At 57.0% G+C, this 18,576-nt stretch carries 20 protein-coding genes; 18 read left to right on the top strand and 2 right to left on the bottom strand.

Annotation, left to right across the window (positions count from 1 at the left end; all coding sequences use genetic code 11):
* Positions 1-335: 335 nt before the first annotated feature.
* The 15 genes from H5P17_RS02135 to H5P17_RS02065 all read left to right on the top strand — a co-directional run bounded on the left by H5P17_RS02135 (position 336) and on the right by H5P17_RS02065 (position 13,217).
* Positions 336-644 (top strand): RAQPRD family integrative conjugative element protein, encoded by a 309-nt coding sequence (locus tag H5P17_RS02135; protein ID WP_050135255.1) that lies wholly within the window; start codon positions 336-338, stop codon positions 642-644.
* A complete protein-coding gene (locus H5P17_RS02130) occupies positions 644-880 on the top strand; it encodes a TIGR03758 family integrating conjugative element protein (RefSeq protein WP_050135254.1) in 237 nt (78 codons plus the stop codon). Before H5P17_RS02135 ends, H5P17_RS02130 begins: the two co-directional genes overlap by 1 nt.
* Positions 881-921: 41 nt before the next feature.
* On the top strand, positions 922-1,293 hold the full coding sequence (locus H5P17_RS02125; protein WP_050135327.1) for a TIGR03745 family integrating conjugative element membrane protein: 372 nt from the start codon (positions 922-924) through the stop codon (positions 1,291-1,293).
* A gap of 12 nt (positions 1,294-1,305) precedes the next feature.
* A complete protein-coding gene (locus H5P17_RS02120) occupies positions 1,306-1,689 on the top strand; it encodes a TIGR03750 family conjugal transfer protein (RefSeq protein WP_038275066.1) in 384 nt (127 codons plus the stop codon).
* Positions 1,682-2,335 (top strand): PFL_4703 family integrating conjugative element protein, encoded by a 654-nt coding sequence (locus tag H5P17_RS02115; protein ID WP_050135250.1) that lies wholly within the window; start codon positions 1,682-1,684, stop codon positions 2,333-2,335. The genes H5P17_RS02120 and H5P17_RS02115 overlap by 8 nt, the downstream gene beginning before the upstream one ends.
* Positions 2,336-2,337: 2 nt before the next feature.
* Positions 2,338-3,255: a TIGR03749 family integrating conjugative element protein gene (locus H5P17_RS02110; protein WP_050135325.1), complete on the top strand. Its 918-nt coding sequence runs from the start codon at positions 2,338-2,340 to the stop codon at positions 3,253-3,255.
* Positions 3,245-4,741 (top strand): TIGR03752 family integrating conjugative element protein, encoded by a 1,497-nt coding sequence (locus H5P17_RS02105; RefSeq protein WP_050135248.1) that lies wholly within the window; start codon positions 3,245-3,247, stop codon positions 4,739-4,741. Before H5P17_RS02110 ends, H5P17_RS02105 begins: the two co-directional genes overlap by 11 nt.
* A 10-nt stretch (positions 4,742-4,751) precedes the next feature.
* Positions 4,752-5,156, top strand: a complete 405-nt coding sequence (locus H5P17_RS02100) for a TIGR03751 family conjugal transfer lipoprotein (protein WP_050135246.1) — start codon at positions 4,752-4,754, stop codon at positions 5,154-5,156.
* Complete coding sequence (locus H5P17_RS02095; protein ID WP_050135244.1) at positions 5,156-7,954, top strand: conjugative transfer ATPase; 2,799 nt, start codon at positions 5,156-5,158, stop codon at positions 7,952-7,954. Before H5P17_RS02100 ends, H5P17_RS02095 begins: the two co-directional genes overlap by 1 nt.
* The gene (locus tag H5P17_RS02090; protein WP_050135242.1) at positions 7,951-8,346 is read left to right on the top strand and encodes a hypothetical protein; all 396 of its coding nucleotides are present in this window, start codon (positions 7,951-7,953) and stop codon (positions 8,344-8,346) included. Before H5P17_RS02095 ends, H5P17_RS02090 begins: the two co-directional genes overlap by 4 nt.
* A gap of 181 nt (positions 8,347-8,527) precedes the next feature.
* Positions 8,528-8,935, top strand: a complete 408-nt coding sequence (locus tag H5P17_RS02085) for a TIGR03757 family integrating conjugative element protein (RefSeq protein ID WP_050135240.1) — start codon at positions 8,528-8,530, stop codon at positions 8,933-8,935.
* Positions 8,932-9,879, top strand: a complete 948-nt coding sequence (locus tag H5P17_RS02080; RefSeq protein WP_050135237.1) for a TIGR03756 family integrating conjugative element protein — start codon at positions 8,932-8,934, stop codon at positions 9,877-9,879. Before H5P17_RS02085 ends, H5P17_RS02080 begins: the two co-directional genes overlap by 4 nt.
* A gap of 18 nt (positions 9,880-9,897) precedes the next feature.
* The gene (locus H5P17_RS02075) at positions 9,898-11,319 is read left to right on the top strand and encodes an integrating conjugative element protein (protein WP_050135235.1); all 1,422 of its coding nucleotides are present in this window, start codon (positions 9,898-9,900) and stop codon (positions 11,317-11,319) included.
* Between the two features lie 6 nt (positions 11,320-11,325).
* On the top strand, positions 11,326-11,700 hold the full coding sequence (locus H5P17_RS02070) for a hypothetical protein (protein ID WP_139815932.1): 375 nt from the start codon (positions 11,326-11,328) through the stop codon (positions 11,698-11,700).
* Positions 11,700-13,217: a conjugal transfer protein TraG N-terminal domain-containing protein gene (locus H5P17_RS02065; RefSeq protein WP_050135232.1), complete on the top strand. Its 1,518-nt coding sequence runs from the start codon at positions 11,700-11,702 to the stop codon at positions 13,215-13,217. The genes H5P17_RS02070 and H5P17_RS02065 overlap by 1 nt, the downstream gene beginning before the upstream one ends.
* A gap of 38 nt (positions 13,218-13,255) precedes the next feature.
* Here the strand turns inward: H5P17_RS02065 and H5P17_RS02060 are convergent, their stop codons facing one another.
* Complete coding sequence (locus tag H5P17_RS02060; protein WP_050135229.1) at positions 13,256-13,465, bottom strand: hypothetical protein; 210 nt, start codon at positions 13,463-13,465, stop codon at positions 13,256-13,258.
* Between the two features lie 277 nt (positions 13,466-13,742).
* On the opposite strand from H5P17_RS02060, the gene parM reads away from it, so the two are divergent.
* A complete protein-coding gene (parM, locus tag H5P17_RS02055; RefSeq protein WP_072077727.1) occupies positions 13,743-14,540 on the top strand; it encodes a plasmid segregation protein ParM domain-containing protein in 798 nt (265 codons plus the stop codon).
* Between the two features lie 18 nt (positions 14,541-14,558).
* Here the strand turns inward: parM and cadR are convergent, their stop codons facing one another.
* Entirely contained in the window at positions 14,559-14,999 is a 441-nt protein-coding gene (cadR, locus tag H5P17_RS02050; protein WP_050136657.1) for a Cd(II)/Pb(II)-responsive transcriptional regulator, read from the bottom strand.
* Between the two features lie 85 nt (positions 15,000-15,084).
* On the opposite strand from cadR, the gene H5P17_RS02045 reads away from it, so the two are divergent.
* Both H5P17_RS02045 and lspA read left to right on the top strand, forming a co-directional pair.
* Complete coding sequence (locus H5P17_RS02045; protein WP_182820968.1) at positions 15,085-17,490, top strand: heavy metal translocating P-type ATPase; 2,406 nt, start codon at positions 15,085-15,087, stop codon at positions 17,488-17,490.
* A complete protein-coding gene (gene lspA, locus H5P17_RS02040) occupies positions 17,487-18,566 on the top strand; it encodes a signal peptidase II (protein ID WP_050136658.1) in 1,080 nt (359 codons plus the stop codon). Before H5P17_RS02045 ends, lspA begins: the two co-directional genes overlap by 4 nt.
* Positions 18,567-18,576 lie beyond the last annotated feature (10 nt).

Raw genomic sequence — 18,576 nt, 5'->3', positions numbered from 1 at the left:
ACCCTTCCATAACACACAAGACCACCAGGGTGAGCTATCTCCTCGTTAGGGTAACCAACTATGCCGTAATTGTTCGGTGGCACTAAGTGATCCTCATAGGTAACTGTACGAGCATATTACCAGTACAAAACGGCATGAAGAACAACACAGTAGCCCCTTTTCTACTTTGATGTCTATTTTGTAGATTTTAGGTCAAGCCCCTCGATGGCGCGGTTCGCGCCACGCGTTGAACCCCGGATAAATTTTCAAAATCTCCCTTCTAGTTGTTTGCTGACCCACTCCCGCCTTTTCGCCAAGCTCTCTCCTGCATCTATTACCTGTAAAAGGAGGTTCCCATGCACATAACACCGCTGCGGGCGTTGTGTCTCGCTGGCAGTCTGTTCACCGCGCTGTCCGTCCAGGCCGGTGAGAAAGACGAGTTGGCCCTGGTCATGAAGCAATTGGATCAGGTGCAGGCCAGCCTGGAGCGCGCCCGTGTGGTGGCGGTTCAGGACGGCCAGTCCGGGCGTTTTCATTTTGACTATCTGCGGGCTACGCAGGACGTCAACACGATGCGTCGGGGGGTTGAGTTTTACCTCGAACCTTCCCGTGCTCAACCCACCACATCGTCAGTCTCCGGGCAATACCGCCAGGAGCGTCGGTAATGAATGAAGCACAGACCGCCGCGTTTAAAGCCGCTGCTGGCAACGTCGAACCTGCCGTCCTGAACCTGCTGTTTATCGGTTCATTGATTGCGGTATTGACGCTGTGGGCAGGGTGGGGATTTGTTCACGTCTATCGGGGCTATGCGGCAGGCAACATCAAAGGGGCTGCCGTTCAACGCTTCGTGGTCCGTGTCGTCATCTTGCTGTTGGTCAGTCTGTATTTGTTCGCCAGTTAATCATTTATCTCTTCTTCATTTGTAAGGAAACCACCATGAATTTGCCGTCTCTTTTCTCTTCCGCCCGCCGTGTCGCACAGCGTATCAGTCAGTCCACCTTGCTGCTGGCGTTAACGGCTGTCACGTCAGCCCACGCGGCTTTACCGACCGTTGAAGGCCCCAAATCCAGCACCGACAGTTCGTTCTACGGCCAGATTTCCGGCTACCTCAATGACGGGATTGTCCTGGGGGGCTTGATCCTCGCCGCTGCAGCGCTGCTGGTTGTTGCCAACGCCATCATTGCGACCTTCTCCGAAGTCCAGCAGGGCAAATCCACCTGGGCCAAGTTCGGCATGCTGGTCGTGGTCGGTATCGTGCTGGTCGTCGCGGTCATCTGGCTGGCAACCAAAGCGGCCACGGTTATCGTGGGCTAAGGCAGGTACGGTATGGCGACTATCTCGTTTCTACCCGACCGGCTGAATGCAGAGCCTATTGTATTCAAGGGCTTTACGACGCCAGAGCTGTTTATGACTGCGGGATTAAGCGTATTGGGCGGCCTGGTGGTCGCCATACCTTTTACCCTGTTTATTGGCTGGCTGGCGTTCCCTACCGTCAGTTTATTGATGCCGATTGTCGTCGTGTTTTTCGGCGGCAAGCTGATGGCGCGTTTCAAGCGCGGCAAACCGGAGAACTACCTGTACCGGCGTGTTGAGCTGTGGCTGAGCCGTCAGCGGATGGGCAATCCCCACTTGATACACCGTAGCCAGACCTGGGCATTGCGCCGTTCAACGCCGGTCATTCGCCAGTTCCAGGAGGAGTTTGATGAGTAAGTACAGAAGTGCGGTCAATGCGCGTGACCGCCATATTTCAACCCTGCGTGGAGCCTGCGGGGTGTTGATGGTTCTGCTGATGATAGCCCTTGCTGGCTGGATGTTGTCACCGCGCAACCTGACCGTTCATAACCCGCCCGATCTGCGCTCGGGCTCGACCCGTGCCTGGTGGGAAATCCCGCCTCCCACGGTGTACAGCTTTGCGTTTTACATCTTCCAGCAACTGAATTCCTGGCCGAAAGACGGCAACACCGACTATGAGTACCGTATCGGCACGCTGTCTGCTTACCTGACGCCGACCTGTGAAGAGTGGCTCAACAAGGATGCGAAACAGCGTAAATCTGCCGGGGAATTGCGTGAACGCGTCAGGGGGATCTCTGAAGTCCCTGGGCGCGGTTACAAGGACGACAGTGTCACGGTGGTGAGCCGCGATAGCTGGATCGTGCGCCTGGATCTGGTGGCCGATGAGTATTACCACACCGAACCGGTGAAACGCGCCCTGGTGCGTTACCCGCTGAAGATTGTGCGCTGGGATCAGAACCCGGAAGCCAATCCCTTCGGTCTGGCACTCGATTGCTACGCCGATATTCCCCAACGCCTGGAAGCGGCCCCGGTCGCACCGGTCGAGAAGAAAGGACTGTTCTGATGATGTCTACCCGTTATCTTCCTTTATATCTGGCCCTGTTGGGCCCCGTGTGCGCCGTGAGCCTGCCGGTTGAGGCGGTGGAACTGATGAAGTGGGAGCGTATCCCGCTACAAGTGCCGCTGACAGTCGGACAAGAGCGTATTGTGTTTGTGAACAAGAACGTCCGGGTCGGTTTTCCCCCGGAGCTGAACGGTAAATTGCGGGTGCAGAGCACCGGCGGCGCGGTCTACCTGCAGGCGAGCAGTGTCTTTGCCTCCACGCGGTTGCAACTGCAGGACGTGGAGAACGGTGAGCTTATCCTGCTGGATATCACCGGTCTGGAGGGCAAGCAGGTGCGTGAGCCGGTGAGCCTGGTCTATCAGGGCGAGGTCTCCAGTGCGACCGGCAGCGACAACACCTCGGTCAGTGCAGCGGAGACGGCCACCACCAAGGGCAAGGGTTCGGCCTCCGCCAAAGACACAGCCCCACGTATCACAACGCCCTTGCCGATTGCCCTGACCCGTTACGCGGCACAAAACCTATATGCCCCTCTGCGTACGATTGAAGCCTTGCCGGGCGTGCATGCCATTTCGCATGGCCTGTCATCGAACATTACTTCTCTGTTGCCCTCCGAGCCGGTCACGGTGCGCCCGCTGGCCGCATGGGGGGTACAGGGATACAACGTGGTCGCGCTGAAGCTGACCAATCAGCGGTCGGGGAAAGTGGTACTCGACCCGCGTCGTCTGCAGGGCACCTTCCATTCGGCGACCTTCCAGCATCGCTGGCTGGGTGCAGCCGGTACACCGGAAGACACCACCCTGCTGTACCTGGTGATGCAGGGACGCCCGGACGCGGCGTTTTTGCCTGAGCCGGTGATACCCGTGGTGAAAGCCAAAGGCAAGGCGCGAACCTCGTCAGGAGGACAGACACATGCAAATTAAATCCAATACCCTGCTGAAAGTCCTGGTGCCGGTGGTGTTGTTTATTGCCATCGCCATTGGGGTGAAATCCTGTGGTTCAGGCACCCCACCGGCCTCATCGACCGTCAAAACGAATACGGTGGCTGACCTGACCGATGAGGAGTTACAGATCCTCGGTATCGAGGGGGATACCCCGGAAGATACCCTGCGAACCCTGGTGGCACGTCTGAAGGTTATCCAGGACAAGCAGGCCAGTCTGGAGCGGCAGAATGTCACGCTGTCGGAAGAGAACGCCACCCTCAAAGAAGGCGGGGTGAATGTCGATAACCGCATTCGTGATGCGGTCAATGTGGCGAAGCAGGAAGAGGTGCAGGCCCGGCAGAAACTTCAGGCGGAGCAGCAGCGCCTGGCAACGCTGATTGAAAATCTGAAGGGCATGGGCGGTCAGCCAGTTCAGACGCCGTCTGCCGGTTCATCCGCATCAGGGCAGGGACAGCAGGGTGATTTGCCGATTGGGCTGGGCCTGGAGGGCAGTGACGGGGCAACGGGCACCGTGAGCGGCGGTGTGATGTGGATTGAGCCGCAGGACGCTGTACAACTCGACCGTAATGGTAAACCCATTATTGGGGCGGTAGCTACCGGCACTGCAGCGGGCACCGGCAGTTTCCAGTTCCCGAGTTCTTTTGCCAGCCTTGATGATAATGAAATCAATCGTCAGAAAGCCGAACTGGATCGCGTGGCGAAAAATCAGCAGGCCATTGAGGAGGCGACCCCGGTGTATACATTGCCGGAAAACTCGACCCTGATCGGTAGCCGAGGTATGACGGCGTTGCTGGGCCGGGTACCGATTGATGGCAAAGTCACCGATCCGTACCCGTTCAAGGTGCTTATCGGCAAGGAGAACCTGACGGCCAACGGCATCGAGCTGCCGGACGTGGAAGGGGCGATTGTCTCCGGTACCGCCACCGGCGATTGGGTGTTGTCCTGTGTCCGGGGCGAAGTTCAATCGATCACCTTTGTCTTTACCGATGGCACGGTGCGTACTGTGCCGTCCCCGGCCAAATCCAGTGATGGCAGCAACGGCAAATCGAACGGCGGCAGCATTGGCTGGTTGTCCGATGAAAACGGCGTGCCGTGCCTGTCCGGGGAGCGCAAATCCAACGCCTCCACCTACTTGCCGACCCTGTTCGCGTTGTCCGGTGCCGGTGCGGCGGCGGATGCGATGGCGAACGGCCAGAACACCACCTCGGTGGACGGCACCACGGTGACCAGTACGCTGACCGGCAGTGCAGGACAGGCGGCGCTGGGCAAGGCCTTGTCAGGGGGCACCAATGAACTGGCCGACTGGGTCAAGGCACGTTACGGCCAGATGTTTGACGCCGTGTATGTCCCACCGGGTGCCCAGGTGGCCGTCCATATTACCCGTCAGATCCCGATTGACTATGAAGAGCAAGGCCGCAAGGTCCGGTACGATTTTGATATCAGCCAGCAGCATGCGCTGGATTGAGGAGGTTTTGATGAAACAGCACGTTTTACCGTTACTGTGTCTGGCTATCTTGTTGACCGGCTGCAGTACCACCAAAGATGAAATGCTGCCACCGGGGGATTCTACCATGCTGGAGTTGTGGCAAAATAAAGGCTCATCGGCACGGACGTCCACCGAGGCCCGCAGCACATTACGCCGGGGATTGACCGATGACGACAGCGCTGTGCGTCAGGCGATTGAGGAGAGCTATACCCGGACGGCGGAAAACGAGATCCAGCAAATTTTTCCGCGCCTGCCGAACCCCGATATGGTGATTTATATCTACCCGCACATGGCGGGAAATGCGCCCGCGCCGGTGCCGGGTTATAGCTCGGTATTCTCGTTTTACAGCCGGGTGCAGTATGCGCTGCCGGGTGAACGTACGGAGGCGCTGTAATGTTCTCATTGTTTAGCAAGAAGAAAATCGGCCAACAGGCTCCTGCAGCAGCAGAAGACGATGGCCTGGATACGGCGGTCTTGACGCGTGAGCCGCAGGTGAAAACCGGCAAGCTGACGGTGGCTGAGGAAAAGGCGCTTTACCCGAATAACCCGACGTTTGTGGATTACCTGCCGTGGGCCGAGTACCTGCCGCGCAGCCAGTGCCTGTTGCTCGATGACGGGGTATCGGTCGGGGCGGTGTTCGAGATTGTACCGGTGGGTACCGAAGGGCGGACGCCGGAGCGACTGGAGGAGATCCGCGATGTGGTGGAAGATGCCCTGCAGGACAGTTTTGAAGAGCGGGATTCGCACCCGTGGGTGGTGCAGTTCTTCTGTCAGGATGAGACCGACGTTACCGAATACCTGGATAAACTGCGCGGTTACGTCAAGCCCTGGGCGCAGGGGTCAGCGTTTACCGAGGCCTATCTCACCGAGATGGAGCGGCATATGCGCGGTATCGCGGTACCCAAAGGGCTGTTTATCGACAAGGCGATCACCGGCGCACCCTGGCGCGGCCAGCAACGCCGGACTCGGATGGTGGTCTACCGCTATGTCAATCCGGCACTGCGCGAGCCGCATCCCCCGGAAGAAGCGCTGAACCAGGTCTGTGAACGACTCTCGTCAGCGCTGGCCGGTGCCGGTGTCGTGGCGGCCCGTCAGAACGGGGAGCAGATCCACGCCTGGTTGCTGCGCTGGTTTAACCCCGAGCCTGACTGGGTCGATAAAGAGACCTTGTATCGCACGGCAGCGCACCAGGATGATGAGTCGGGTGTGTTACCGGTGGAAAATGATTTCAGTGAGACGGTGCTGTTTTCACCGCCGCGTTCTGACGTGGAGCGCGGGGTGTGGTGGTTTGACGGACTGCCGCACAAGGCGGTCACTGTTGACCGGCTGCGCCGGGCGCCCACCGTGGGGCACCTGACGGGGGAGACGCGCAAAGGAGAAAATATCAATGCGCTGATGGATTTGCTGCCAGAAGGGACAGTGGTCTCACTGACCCTGGTGGTGCAGCCCCAGGACGTGCTGGAAGAGCGCTTTAATCACCTGGCAAAGAATGCCATCGGCGAGAATACCGAGTCGGAGCGGGTGCGTGAAGACTCGGAGACCGCCAAGCGTTATCTGGGGGAAAAACACAAGCTGTACCGGGGCAGCATGACCTTCTATCTGAAGGCCCCGACAGTCAAGGTGCTGAATGCCCGCCAGCGTGACCTGACGGCGGTCTTGTTGAACGCCGGGTTGCAGCCAGTGAAGCCGGAGTTTGATGTTGCCCCGCTCAACGGCTACCTTCGCGCCTTGCCGATGTGCTTTAACCCGATGCACGACAAAAAACACTGGTATACCCGGCTGACCTTTGTGCAGCACATGGCCAACTTGCTGCCGGTGTTTGGCCGTGATACCGGCACCGGGCATCCCGGCTTTACCTTCTTTAATCGCGGTGGTGCACCGCTGACCTTTGATCCTCTCAACAGTCAGGACCGCGCCAAGAATGCTCACCTGGTGTTGTTTGGACCCACTGGTTCGGGCAAATCGGCCACCTTGAACAGCCTGTTTGCGCAGTTGATGGCCATTCACCGCCCCCGGCTGTTTATTGCCGAAGCCGGTAACTCCTTTGGCTTGTTTGCGGATTACTGTGAAGAGCTGGCGTTGACGGTGAACAAGGTCAGCATCAAGCCCGGTTGCGGTATTTCTCTGGCTCCCTTTGCCGATGCCCACCGTCTGATCGAGACGCCAGCCGTTCTGGTGAGTGAGGAGGAACTGAGTGAACGTATCGAGACCGAGGACAGTGACGAGGAGGATGACGAGGAGGAGCGTGACATTCTGGGTGAACTGGAGATTGTGGCGCGACTGATGATCACCGGTGGCGAGGCCAAGGAAGAGGCCAAGTTGGAACGGGCTGACCGGGGCATGATGCGTGAGGCCATCCTGGTGGCCGCGCGAGCGGCCTATAACGCAGGGCGGCAGATGGTCACCGGCGACTTGCAGGCCGCGTTGTACCAGTTTGCCGCTGATTCTGCACGGCCAGAAGTTCGCCGAACCCGAGCGCAGAACATGGGGGAATCGCTGGGCGTGTTTATGCAGGGGTTCCTGGGCGAACTGTTTGACCGCCCCGGAGATAACTGGCCGGAAGCCGACGTGACGTTGATTGACCTCGGGACGCTGGCGCGGGAAGGGTATGAAGCGGCACTGGCGGTGGCGTACACCTCGCTGGTGAACACCATCAACAACATTGCTGAGCGCGATCAGTTCCTGGACCGGGAAATCGTGTTTGCGACCGATGAAGCGCACATGATAACGACCAACCCATTGTTGGCCCCGTTCGTGGTCAAAATTGTGAAGATGTGGCGTAAACTGGGGGCCTGGCTGTGGCTGGCGACGCAGAACCTGGAGGATTTCCCGAATACGTCGAAGAAGATGCTCAACATGATTGAATGGTGGCTGTGCCTGGTGATGCCACCGGAAGAGGTGGAGGAGATCGCCCGCTTCAAGAAATTGACGGTGGAGCAGAAAGCCATGTTGCTGTCGGCGACCAAAACCCCCCGTTGTTATACCGAAGGTGTGGTGCTGGCGAGCCGCATTGAGGCGCTGTTCCGGGCAGTACCGCCAAGCTTATATTTAGCCTTGGGTATGACCGAGAAAGAAGAGAAGGCGGCGCGACGGGCGATTATGCAGGCACAGGGGGTGTCAGAGTTGGCGGCAGCAAAACAGATTGCACATCAACTGGATGTCGCTCGCGGTATCGCTAAGGCGGCGGCATGATGCAGTTGAAAAAGGCTATGTTGGAGATTGTGGCCGGTGACGGTGGTGAAGGTGGGGTGCTGTTTGAGGCCCCGCCACAGGGTAACCCGCGTATCAGTGAGGCACATGCCGTGCAGTTGGCTGAGCTGTGTGAGCAGATCCAGATGCGTGCCCAGCCGGTGGTCTCGATTACCTGTTCACCGCACCGGGTGGGGCATCACAGTTGTGTCGCGGTGAAGTTCGCTGGGGCCAGCGCCTGTGTCAATCTGTTGTTGACGATCACCGGCACGTTACGCTGGCCGACCTCGCAGGATTATGTCCTGGCTCCGCGCTGGTATATCAACCTGCCGGATGCGGTCGATACAGTGTACCTGGTGACGCAGTTGGCTGAGCGATTGGGCGTTCCCGAGTAGCAGTTATACGCGTCTGGCCCCTTTATTTTGGCGGCAGGTTACCGGTTTCGGTAGTCTGCCGTTTTTTTCATCAGAACACCCCCTGGTTCCCCTAATTTTTCCCCGCGCATTTCGAGTTGTTTGCTGTTTTTGTCAGCAATGCGCGTCACCCTGCGGTTTTGTCCCACAGGAGTGAAATGTGATGAAGAAACGTAACGCTGTGTTCCTGCTGGCTATCGGGTGCGCTGCCGTATCGGCACAGGCGGCCACCGTGGTATATACCGACAGTCAGCATCCCCCGACTGGATTAGGTACCGGTCATCAGGTGGTTTACCTGGATGCGCCGGAGACGGTTCAGCACGAGGTATTTGGTGCGCTGTCGGCTGACCCTCGCCAGGCAGAGCAGCAGGCCAACGCGGTGCTGCAGTCCCCTGACTGGCAGCAGAAAGAACAAAAGATAGTGCAGGCCTACCAGGGCGTTCTCCAGGCCTACGGTCTCGAACTGAAGAAATATCCTGCCGTGGTATTTGACGACCATTATGTTGTGTACGGCACGGCTGACGTTGCCCTGGCCGAATCGAAGCTGGCTGAGCACAAGGGGGCTCAATGAAACGACTCTCCTTGCGTCGTCATAAGTTGGCGACGGCGTTATTGCTGTGCAGCGCGGTACAGCCGTTCACGGCCAGTGCCATCAACTCGGTAGCGATAGTCACCAGTGCCCTTTCTCCGTCCTGCCTGGAATACCGGGTTGTCGGGGTGTGTTACTGGCTGTTCTGTACCGCGTGGGGATGTACGGTTCGGACCTCCGTCAAGGTGAAGCACTACATTCCCAATGCCGTGGTGTCCAGCTATGCCCAGACCGGGGATAACCCCTGGTCGGAAGTGGCGATACTGGGGACCGGTATTCAGGGTGTGGCTGAAGGCGGTAGCAATAATGAGCAGAAGCGTGGGCTGCGCAAAGACAACCTGCGTTTCAAGAACGCCGATGCGATTGGTCACCCTGCATTAGCCGCCCCGTTGTTTAACAACTTCATGGGGTCGATGGGCTACACCTGCGCCGGTTCGGCCACGGCGTTTGTGCCGTATTTCCTCAGTACCCTGGATGCCCTGATGTGGCGTACCGGTCTCCCGGAAACCCTCTACCCGGAAGCCCTGACACCGGGAATGCGTGAAGTGGGGTCAACCGGGAATATGTGGGGCAATGTGTACCCCCGTGGCGGGTTTGTCACCCAGGTGGATGACTACAAGGCGGCGGCTGTTGTCGCACAACGTACTGCAGACATTATCACGCGTACCGGTCAGGTGCATGTCTATAACCCGATGACCGCCAGCCGCAGTGACGGGTACTGGCCGCCCGACCCGGTGACGGAGAATACCGGCACCAAAAACCACAAATGGCAGCAATTGGTTCCCTCGGTTTCCTCTTCCTGTGCCGTATTCCCAGACAACAGCAACCCCATCGCGACAGATGGCGCGTATGCCTGGGCGCTCTGGCAACCCTATTCCTGCTGCCAACGGCGCGGGCAAACGTTCCTCTACAGCACTGATTTTTAACTCAAGGGAGTGTACACCATGACATTCAACGCATTTTTAAAGGCAGGGGCGCTGGCAGGTGCTGTCCTGCTGGTTCTGAATCAACCGGCATTGGCGGCGTTCGGTATCACGGGCGAAGAAGCCAACGTCGGTTATGGCAAAGGAATGAAAGGGGCGGTAAACGACAACCTGTTTTACTCCATCGGTGGGGGAACCGTGATATCCCAGCCCCCCAGTAGCAACAATATGGAGAAAATGGGACTCGGTATCAGTTGGAACAATGACCTGATGTGCGGCAATTTCGATTTGAGTACCACGGTCAAGAACCAGCTCAACGGGGCGACGGATGGCTTTAAAAACATGATGGGGGATGTGATTAATGGGGCTACCGGCGCGGTTGCCAGCCTTCCGGCGATGATAATCCAGCGGGCGAATCCTGGACTGTACGAACTGCTGACCAACGGTGTTCTGCAGGCCAATGTGGCGTTTGATAAGGCTCAGCTCAACTGCCAGACGATGTCGAAGAAACTGGCTGATTACTCTTTGTCAGGCAAGTTGACGCAAACCGCTATCGGGGAAGAGTTTCAAAACGTCATTTCCAGTACGTCTGATGCGATCCGTGCAGATAATAGCTTGAAGAAATCGACGGGCAAAGAAGGGGTGAAATGGGTGGGGGGGCAACAGCGCGGGGGGACGGGTCAGAAGGCTATCAAACCCACGTATGACATTGCCAAAGCGGGTTACAACATCCTGAATAAACAGTCTGCAACCAGTGATGCTGCGGTGAGCACTTCAGCGTGTAATGGCTCGTTGTGTCAAAAGTATAAAACCAGTGCTGAAGCAGCAGATGCGGTATCGAAAGTTCTGGGGGATCGAGCGCTACGCACTTGTGTGAGTGGCAGCGAATGTAATAGCGGTGGGTTGGAAAATGAGCCGGGCACCTCTACACCAGGCGAAGGTTTTTCTCCCACGCTGGAAAAGACCACCAAAGAGAATCAGGAGATCCTGATCAAACTGGTGAACGGTAACCTGGCTCCCAATACAACTAATCTGGCAACGTTGAAAACCGGTGATTTGGCCGTAACGCGCGGGGTTATCCAGGCGCTGAAAGATGACCCAGACAATGGGGCGTTGGTACAGCGTCTGGCCGGGGAACTGGCGATGGCAGACACCATTACGACGGCATTGGCGATGCGTCGTATGTTGATGGTGGGGCAATCAGAGCCTAGCGTAGCAGCCCAAGAGCCCATCGTGGCGGAATCTGATCGCCGCCTGGAGTTTCTGGATCGGGAGATCCAGGCGCTGAAAAATGAGATGGATATACGCAAGGCCATCAGCAACAACTCCATTCTGGTGGCGATCACCCGTCAGGAAGCGCGTGAAGTGGACAACAGCCTGCGTCAGGACCGTCAACAAAATGACAGTGCTGTCCAAGGGCTCAGCAAGTCCACGGAGGAATAATCAATCATGACGACCACAAGAGTATCGAAGGACGAAACCCAAAACCGACCAAAGACAATGGCGCAGCGCCGGTGGCGTAAAGCTACCGGTTTTATTTTCGGCATGGCAGGGATTTTGTTACTGGGGGGATGTGCGACGGCATTGGGGCTGTATCTTGCCGGACATGAAACCGCACTGACAGACTGGCTGCAGCAGGCGCGAGTTCCGCTGTTTATCTGGCGGTTAACACTGTACGGCATTGTGGCCGCCATGTGGTTTCACCGTGTCCGGGCGACGTTGTTACGTCAGGCCTCGTCACCGTGGGCGGTTTACCGGCTCGAAGTGATGATGGTGTGCCTGGCCTTGCTGATTGAATTCACCAGTTACCGTTGGGGGATGTGATGACGACGGACAGTTATCTTGAGTTTTTCCTGGTGTTCCTGGGCTGGCTGATTAACAACGCCCTGTGGACCATTATTACCGCCACGGGGTTGTTCGCGTTGCCGTTGGTACTGAAGGTGGCCGGAGTCTGGTTGAAGGTGCGTACCGAAGGGGATGACGAGGGAAACAAGGGGGCGCTGGCGCTCCCTCGCATCGAGCAGGTATTGTACGTGGCGTTCATCGTTATTATGTTCTGCGCGATGCCTTTTCAAGAAGTGGATCTGACGGTGATGAAGTTTGACCAGACCCGCTCCAGACAATGCGGCACTAACGTGCCCAAGCCGGATGAATCAGGCTATGGCGGGTTGTTGACCGACTTCAACGGCCAGGTTGCCAAGGTGCCGATGTGGTGGTACCTGGTTCACAACCTGTCAAAAGGGGTAACGCATGCAGCCATTGCGTCCATCCCCTGCGGTATGGAACTGCGCCAGTTGCGCTTTGAGGTACAGCATACCCAACTTATTGATCCGGTGATCCGTCAGGAGGTGCAGGAATTCGCCAATCAGTGCTATTCCAAAGCCTACTACAAGTTGAAATCCACCAATAGCCAGCTTACTGATGCCACCATCAATTCGGTGGGCTGGATAGGCTCGAGCTACTTCCTGAATACGGGGGGCTACTATGACTATTACACGTCTACCTCACCCCGTTCGCAGTGGCCGTACAGCGAGAGTCGGGACAGCGGTTATCCCAACGTGGGGCGGGGTGGGTACCCCACGTGCAAGGAGTGGTGGAGTGCCTCCGGTACCGGGCTGAAAAGCCGATTGTCAGGGAGCTATAACACCAAAGTTGCCAACAGGATGAAGTTCGTTGATAGCGAAAATTGGGAGGAAAATCTGTTGCGCTGGCTGGTCAGCCCGCAAAATACCCTGATGTCCGGGGGGCATGAAACCTATATGGCGGGAAGCCAACGGGGGACCGGGATAGACCTTGATACTAGTTTCAAGCAGATGGTCAGTGGCCTGGGCGCATTCTCAGCACAAGCGACCCAGTTACCGGCGTTTGATGCGCTGCGTCAGGCGTTGCCGATGGTGCATGGCATTCTGATGATGGCGCTGGTCATTTGTATCCCCCTGGTGATGCTGTTCGGTGCCTATGACCCCAAGGTGGTGGTCACGCTGACGTTTGTCATGTTTGCGATGACTTTCGTGACATTCTGGTGGGAACTGGGCAGTTGGCTTGATGATCGGCTCATCGAGATTGTCTACACTGGCGCTCGCGGGTATTACAACTGGTTCAGCAGTGTTGGGGCTGAAGGCTGGATTATGAATCTGGTACTGGGGTCGATGTTTGTGGTGCTGCCTGCATTTTGGTTCGGGGCGGTGAGTTGGAGTGGTGTTCAGATCGGTGGGGCATTATCTTCAGCAGTTGATAAAGCTAGTCGAGGGTCACAGCAAGCGGGTGCTGAAGGGGGCGCTGCCGCAATGAAAGTAGCCAAGACAGTTGCAACAAAAGGGGCATCGAAAGGGAAAGGCTGAGCAGTGCAGGCAGTGAATGGTCGTTTCACTGCCTGTTTTTATGCATCGTTGTCGAAATGTACAGTTTTGTCGTCATTATGACGATAACCAGCATGTAATGTTTCATCTTCTGTTGATGTGTTAGTCGGGGGAGTTGTTTCGATCCCAGCAACAACGATTGCCACTATAACTGAAAACACCATCTTCACGGCTTCAACTAATCCCTTGGCGATAACGCTCCAGATATCATCCTGCGTTTTGTTAGCCATGCTTTCTCCCTCGTTTTATCTGCTTATCATAACATGGTCACCTTACGGCAGCGGTGATGCAAAAACAACCTGTTTACTGCATGAAGGGTGACGTAATCTGAGACAAATCATGACGCATTTTGAGTCAGCGCTGGGGATCACGAGGCCGGGAAATTATAATTTTCTCAATTTGAGTTAAAAATAGACTCACTTTGGGGTTTATCAGAAGGTGGGCGTGTTTTCACACGCTCATTTTTCCCAATATGAGTCATATCAATACGCAATTAGAGACAAAGCTATGCTCAACGTATCTTGTGATGATGGATCGACCTACGTAAAACTGGCCTGGCTGGAACAGGGTGAGATCAAGACACATCTGTCGGGTAACAGTTTCAAAGATGGCTGGAGCCCTGCCATCCTGGGAACGCGAAAAGTGTTCAACTATACCGTTGACGGGAAAAAGTATTCGCATGATTTGGGAAGCACTGCAGCAATCGGCACCACGCATGTCAGTTACCAATACAGCACCACAAACCTACTTGCCATTCATCATGCCCTGCTGACATCGGGTTTACCACCACAGGAGATTGCACTGACGGTCACCCTGCCGGTGACGGAATTTTTCGATGCGGATAACCAGCCGAATGAGGCGAATATAGAGGCGAAGAAAAATAATGTTTTGCGCGATATTTCGTTGAATAAAGGAGAAACCTTTAAAATTATCGATGTGAAGGTCATGCCTGAGTCCTTGCCAGCGGCATTGGCTTCAATCATTGCTGATGAGGTTAATCCACTGGAGCGTAGTTTGATTGTCGATCTAGGGGGAACCACGCTGGATTGTGGCATTATACAGGGGGCTTTCGAAAGTATTACCGAGGTCAAAGGGAATGCAGAGATTGGGACATCTCGAATTAACCGGGCGGTGATGAATGCATTAATGAATGCTTCTACCCCAAGTAGCTATTATGTGACGGGGGAAATTATCAGGAATCATTTGGATGAGGACTATTTACGAACCCTCATCAATGACGTTGACCAGATCAGTAATATTCAGTCGGTAATACAAATGGGGGTCGCCTCAGAAAACGGAAAATAAAGCACGCTAAGCCCTTACTTACCCAGATGTTTGACTGTTCGTGGCACTTTCACCATGGCAATTGCAATTGCCCAACCCTTGCAAAATGCCGCACGCCTCTACAGATCGAGAGCCAGAACACTTCTCGCGCAAATCAACCAAGTGCCGTTTTAACTGCAACAGCGCGGACACACGCATTTCCACCTGTTGAATATGGGCCTCCAGCAGCGTGTTGACCTCCCCACAGTCCTGCATCGGGTTGTCTCGCAGACCCAGCAATGCGCGAATCTCGCTCAACGTCATGTCGAGCGAACGGCAATGACGGATGAATTGCAAGCGCTCAATGTGCACCTCACCGTACAGCCGGAAGTTGCCACCGCTTCGCGCTGGCTTCGGCAGTAGCCCTTCCTTCTCGTAGTAGCGGATGGTCACGACCTCGCACCCAGAGCGCTTGGCGAGGTCGCCAATTCTGATTTCCATGCATCAATCTCCAATTATCACTTGACTCTATAGTGACTATAGAGATTTTAATGGAGGCTGAATAGAAGATTTTCAGGAGTTACTCATGAGCGAATGCGCTTCAAAGGGGTGTGGCTGCACGACTGAGCCGATCATCCAACCCACGGCACCGGCCCCGCTGGCAACCGGATCGGCTCAAGCGGTGTACCGCATCGAGAACATGGATTGCCCGACCGAAGAGGCGCTGATCCGAAGCAAACTGGCCGGTCTGGCGGGGGGGGCGGGTCTTGAATTCAACCTGATGCAACGTACCTTGGCCGTGCGACACGAATTGCCTTCGTTGTCTCCCGTCGAGCAGGCGCTGAAGGCCATCGGCATGCAAGCTGTGCGCATGGATCAGGCGTCGGCCGAGCAGACGACCAAGCTGTCCATTGCCAAGATGGATTGCCCGACCGAAGAGACGTTGATCCGCAACAAGCTCGGCACCGTGGCCGGTGTTGCTGATCTCGATTTCAACCTGATGCAGCGCACGCTGTCGGTACGCCATGCGAACCAGGTTCTGCCAGACGTGCTCGTGGCACTGCAAGCGCTTGGATTCGAGGCGCAGGTCGTGGACACGGCAGAGGTCGCATCTCCATCCGCCGCCCCTGTGACCACGCCGACCAACTGGTGGCCGCTGGGCATCTCCTTGGTCACTGCATCGGCGGCCGAGGCGGTCTACTGGCTCCACAACGGCAATCACTGGTCGGTTGTCGTTCTGGCGCTTGTCGCGGTCTTCACGGGTGGCCTCTCCACCTACAAGAAGGGGTGGATTGCGCTCAAGAACCGTAATCTCAACATGAACGCCCTCATGTCGATTGCGGTCACGGGTGCCATGTTGATCGGCCACTGGCCCGAAGCGGCAATGGTGATGGTACTGTTCGCGCTGGCCGAGGTAATCGAAGCCAAATCGCTGGATCGCGCTCGTAACGCTATCCGTGGCCTGCTCGACCTGACCCCGGAACAGGCCACGGTACAGCAGGCTGACGGCACATGGCGCGAGGTGGGCGCCAAGCAAATCACCATCGGCGCCCGCGTCCGGGTCAAACCAGGTGAGCGCATCGCCCTTGATGGTGAGGTGCTGGAAGGCCGCTCTGCCGTCAACCAAGCCCCGATCACGGGTGAAAGCCTCCCGGTCGAAAAATCCCCCGGTGATTCGGTGTTCGCTGGCACGATCAACGAATCCGGCTCGTTCGAGTACCGCGTCACCGCCTTGGCCAACAACTCCACTTTGGCCCGGATCATTCACGCGGTAGAGGCTGCGCAAGGTAGTCGTGCGCCGACTCAGCGTTTTGTCGATCAGTTCGCCCGCTGGTACACCCCCGTTGTATTCGGCGTTGCCATCGCCGTCGCGTTGTTGCCGCCGCTGTTCATGGGTGCGGCATGGCTCGACTGGATCTACCGTGCATTGGTTCTGCTGGTGGTCGCCTGCCCGTGCGCACTGGTGATCTCTACACCGGTCAGCATCGTCAGCGGCCTGGCCGCCGCCGCCCGCCACGGCATTCTCATCAAAGGTGGCGTCTATCTGGAAGAAGGCCGCAAGCTGCGCTGGCTGGCTCTGGACAAGACCGGCACGATCACGCACGGCAAGCCCGCACAGACCGACTTTGTCACATGGGGCAATGCACTCGCCTCGGACAGCCGCAGCATCGCTGCCAGTCTGGCGGCCCGCTCGGACCATCCTGTATCCAAGGCGGTGGCACAGGCCGCGCAGACGGACGGGGTTGCCTTGCTCGACGTGGCCGAATTCAACGCGCTGCCCGGTCGGGGTGTGCAGGGCCAAATCAACGGTGAAACCTACCATCTTGGCAACCAGCGGATGCTAGAAGAGCTGGGGCAGCGTACTCCCGAGCTGGAACAGCGCATCGCGGCGCTGGAAACCATGGGTAAAACTGTCGTGATGTTGGTCAGCGCAAAAGGGGTTCATGCCTTATTTGCCGTAGCGGACACCATCAAGGAAAGCAGCAGGAGCGCCATTGCCGAGCTTCATGCACTGGGCATCAACACCATGATGCTGACCGGCGACAACCCCCACACGGCACAGGCCATTGCCGCACAAGCCGGGATCGACCGTGCGCAAGGCAATCTGCTCCCAGACGACAAACTGCGCGAAGTTGAGCTACTGGCCATAAAGGGCAAGGTCGGCATGGTCGGTGATGGCATCAACGATGCCCCGGCCTTGGCGCGTGCGGACATCGGCTTTGCCATGGGAGCGGCTGGCACAGATACCGCCATCGAGACCGCTGACGTGGCCCTGATGGACGACAACCTGGGCAAGATTCCGACCTTCGTGCGCCTGTCGCGTGCGACGGCGCAGGTGCTGATGCAAAACATTGTGCTGGCCCTTGGCATCAAGGCAGTATTTCTGGTGCTGACCTTCACGGGTCAAGCGACCATGTGGATGGCGGTGTTTGCTGATATGGGGGCCAGCTTGCTCGTCGTTGGCAATGGCTTGAGGCTGTTGCGCAAATGAGCTGGAAATTCTTTCTCTACGACTGGGGTGGTCTGAACATCGCGTTGTTCCAAGCCATCAACATGAGCACACCTGCAGCGCTGGAACCGCTGGCATCGTTCTTCAACCTTGTGATAGGCAACTACTGGACTGCACCACTGATGCTCTTGGCGATGTGGGGATGGTCAAAGTCGGCACCTGACCCAACGCGGGCCGATGCCATCCGGTACAGACTCAGAGTCTTTAGCGTGGCCTTTGCGTTGGCATTTCTCGTCGCCACCATCTTGAAGCCATGGATCGACTTTCCACGCCCGCCTGCCGTTTTTGGCGACATGGTGCGCGTTATCGGGGGCATCGAACGACACTACAGCCTGCCCAGCGGGCATGCCACCTATGCCGCGCTGGTGGTCGGCGCGCTCTGGCCTTTGATAGGCCGTCGTGGCCGCATCGGCTTGGTGTTGTACGCCGCATTGGTCGGTTGGTCACGCATCGCAGCCGGAATGCACTTTCCTGCCGATGTGCTGGCGGGGTGGGTACTTGGATTGAGTTGCACGGCGCTCGCCGGGTGGCTGATGCCGCTGGCCGCCCCTGTGTGGCAATCGGCTCGCCGCACATCGACTTGGGTCTGGTTCGCAGTGGCCGCCAGTGCTGTCATGACAGATCAGCTCGCAAAGTTCGCCATCACCCGCACGTTTGCCTACGGTGAACAGGTCGAAGTCACGCCCTTCTTCAACTTCGTCCATGTCCTGAATCCCGGCGCGGCATTCAGCTTTCTGGCGAACGCTGGCGGCTGGCAACGTTACTTTTTCATCACGCTGGGCCTGGTCGTTTCTGCTTGGCTGGGACGCATGCTGTGCCAGCAATTGCCCCGTCTCGAAGCGATGGGATACAGCCTGATCCTCGGCGGTGCGCTGGGCAATGTCGCGGATCGTGTGCTGCGTGGACAGGTTGTTGATTTCCTTGACTTCCATTGGCGACTTGCGCACTGGCCCGCCTTCAACCTCGCTGATGTGGCGATAACTATCGGAGCGCTCTGCCTGTTCTTGACGGTTGTACCGAAAAGCAGTAAAGGCACAGAGGCCGAGGTGTCCGGTTAAGCTATACCCT

It is taken from the genome of Serratia sp. OS31, from assembly GCF_014164835.1.
In the GTDB taxonomy this organism is placed as follows: domain Bacteria; phylum Pseudomonadota; class Gammaproteobacteria; order Enterobacterales; family Enterobacteriaceae; genus Serratia; species Serratia liquefaciens_A.
The sequence above is the reverse complement of the archived record's forward strand: the minus strand, read 5'-3'. Positions and strand labels throughout refer to the sequence as shown.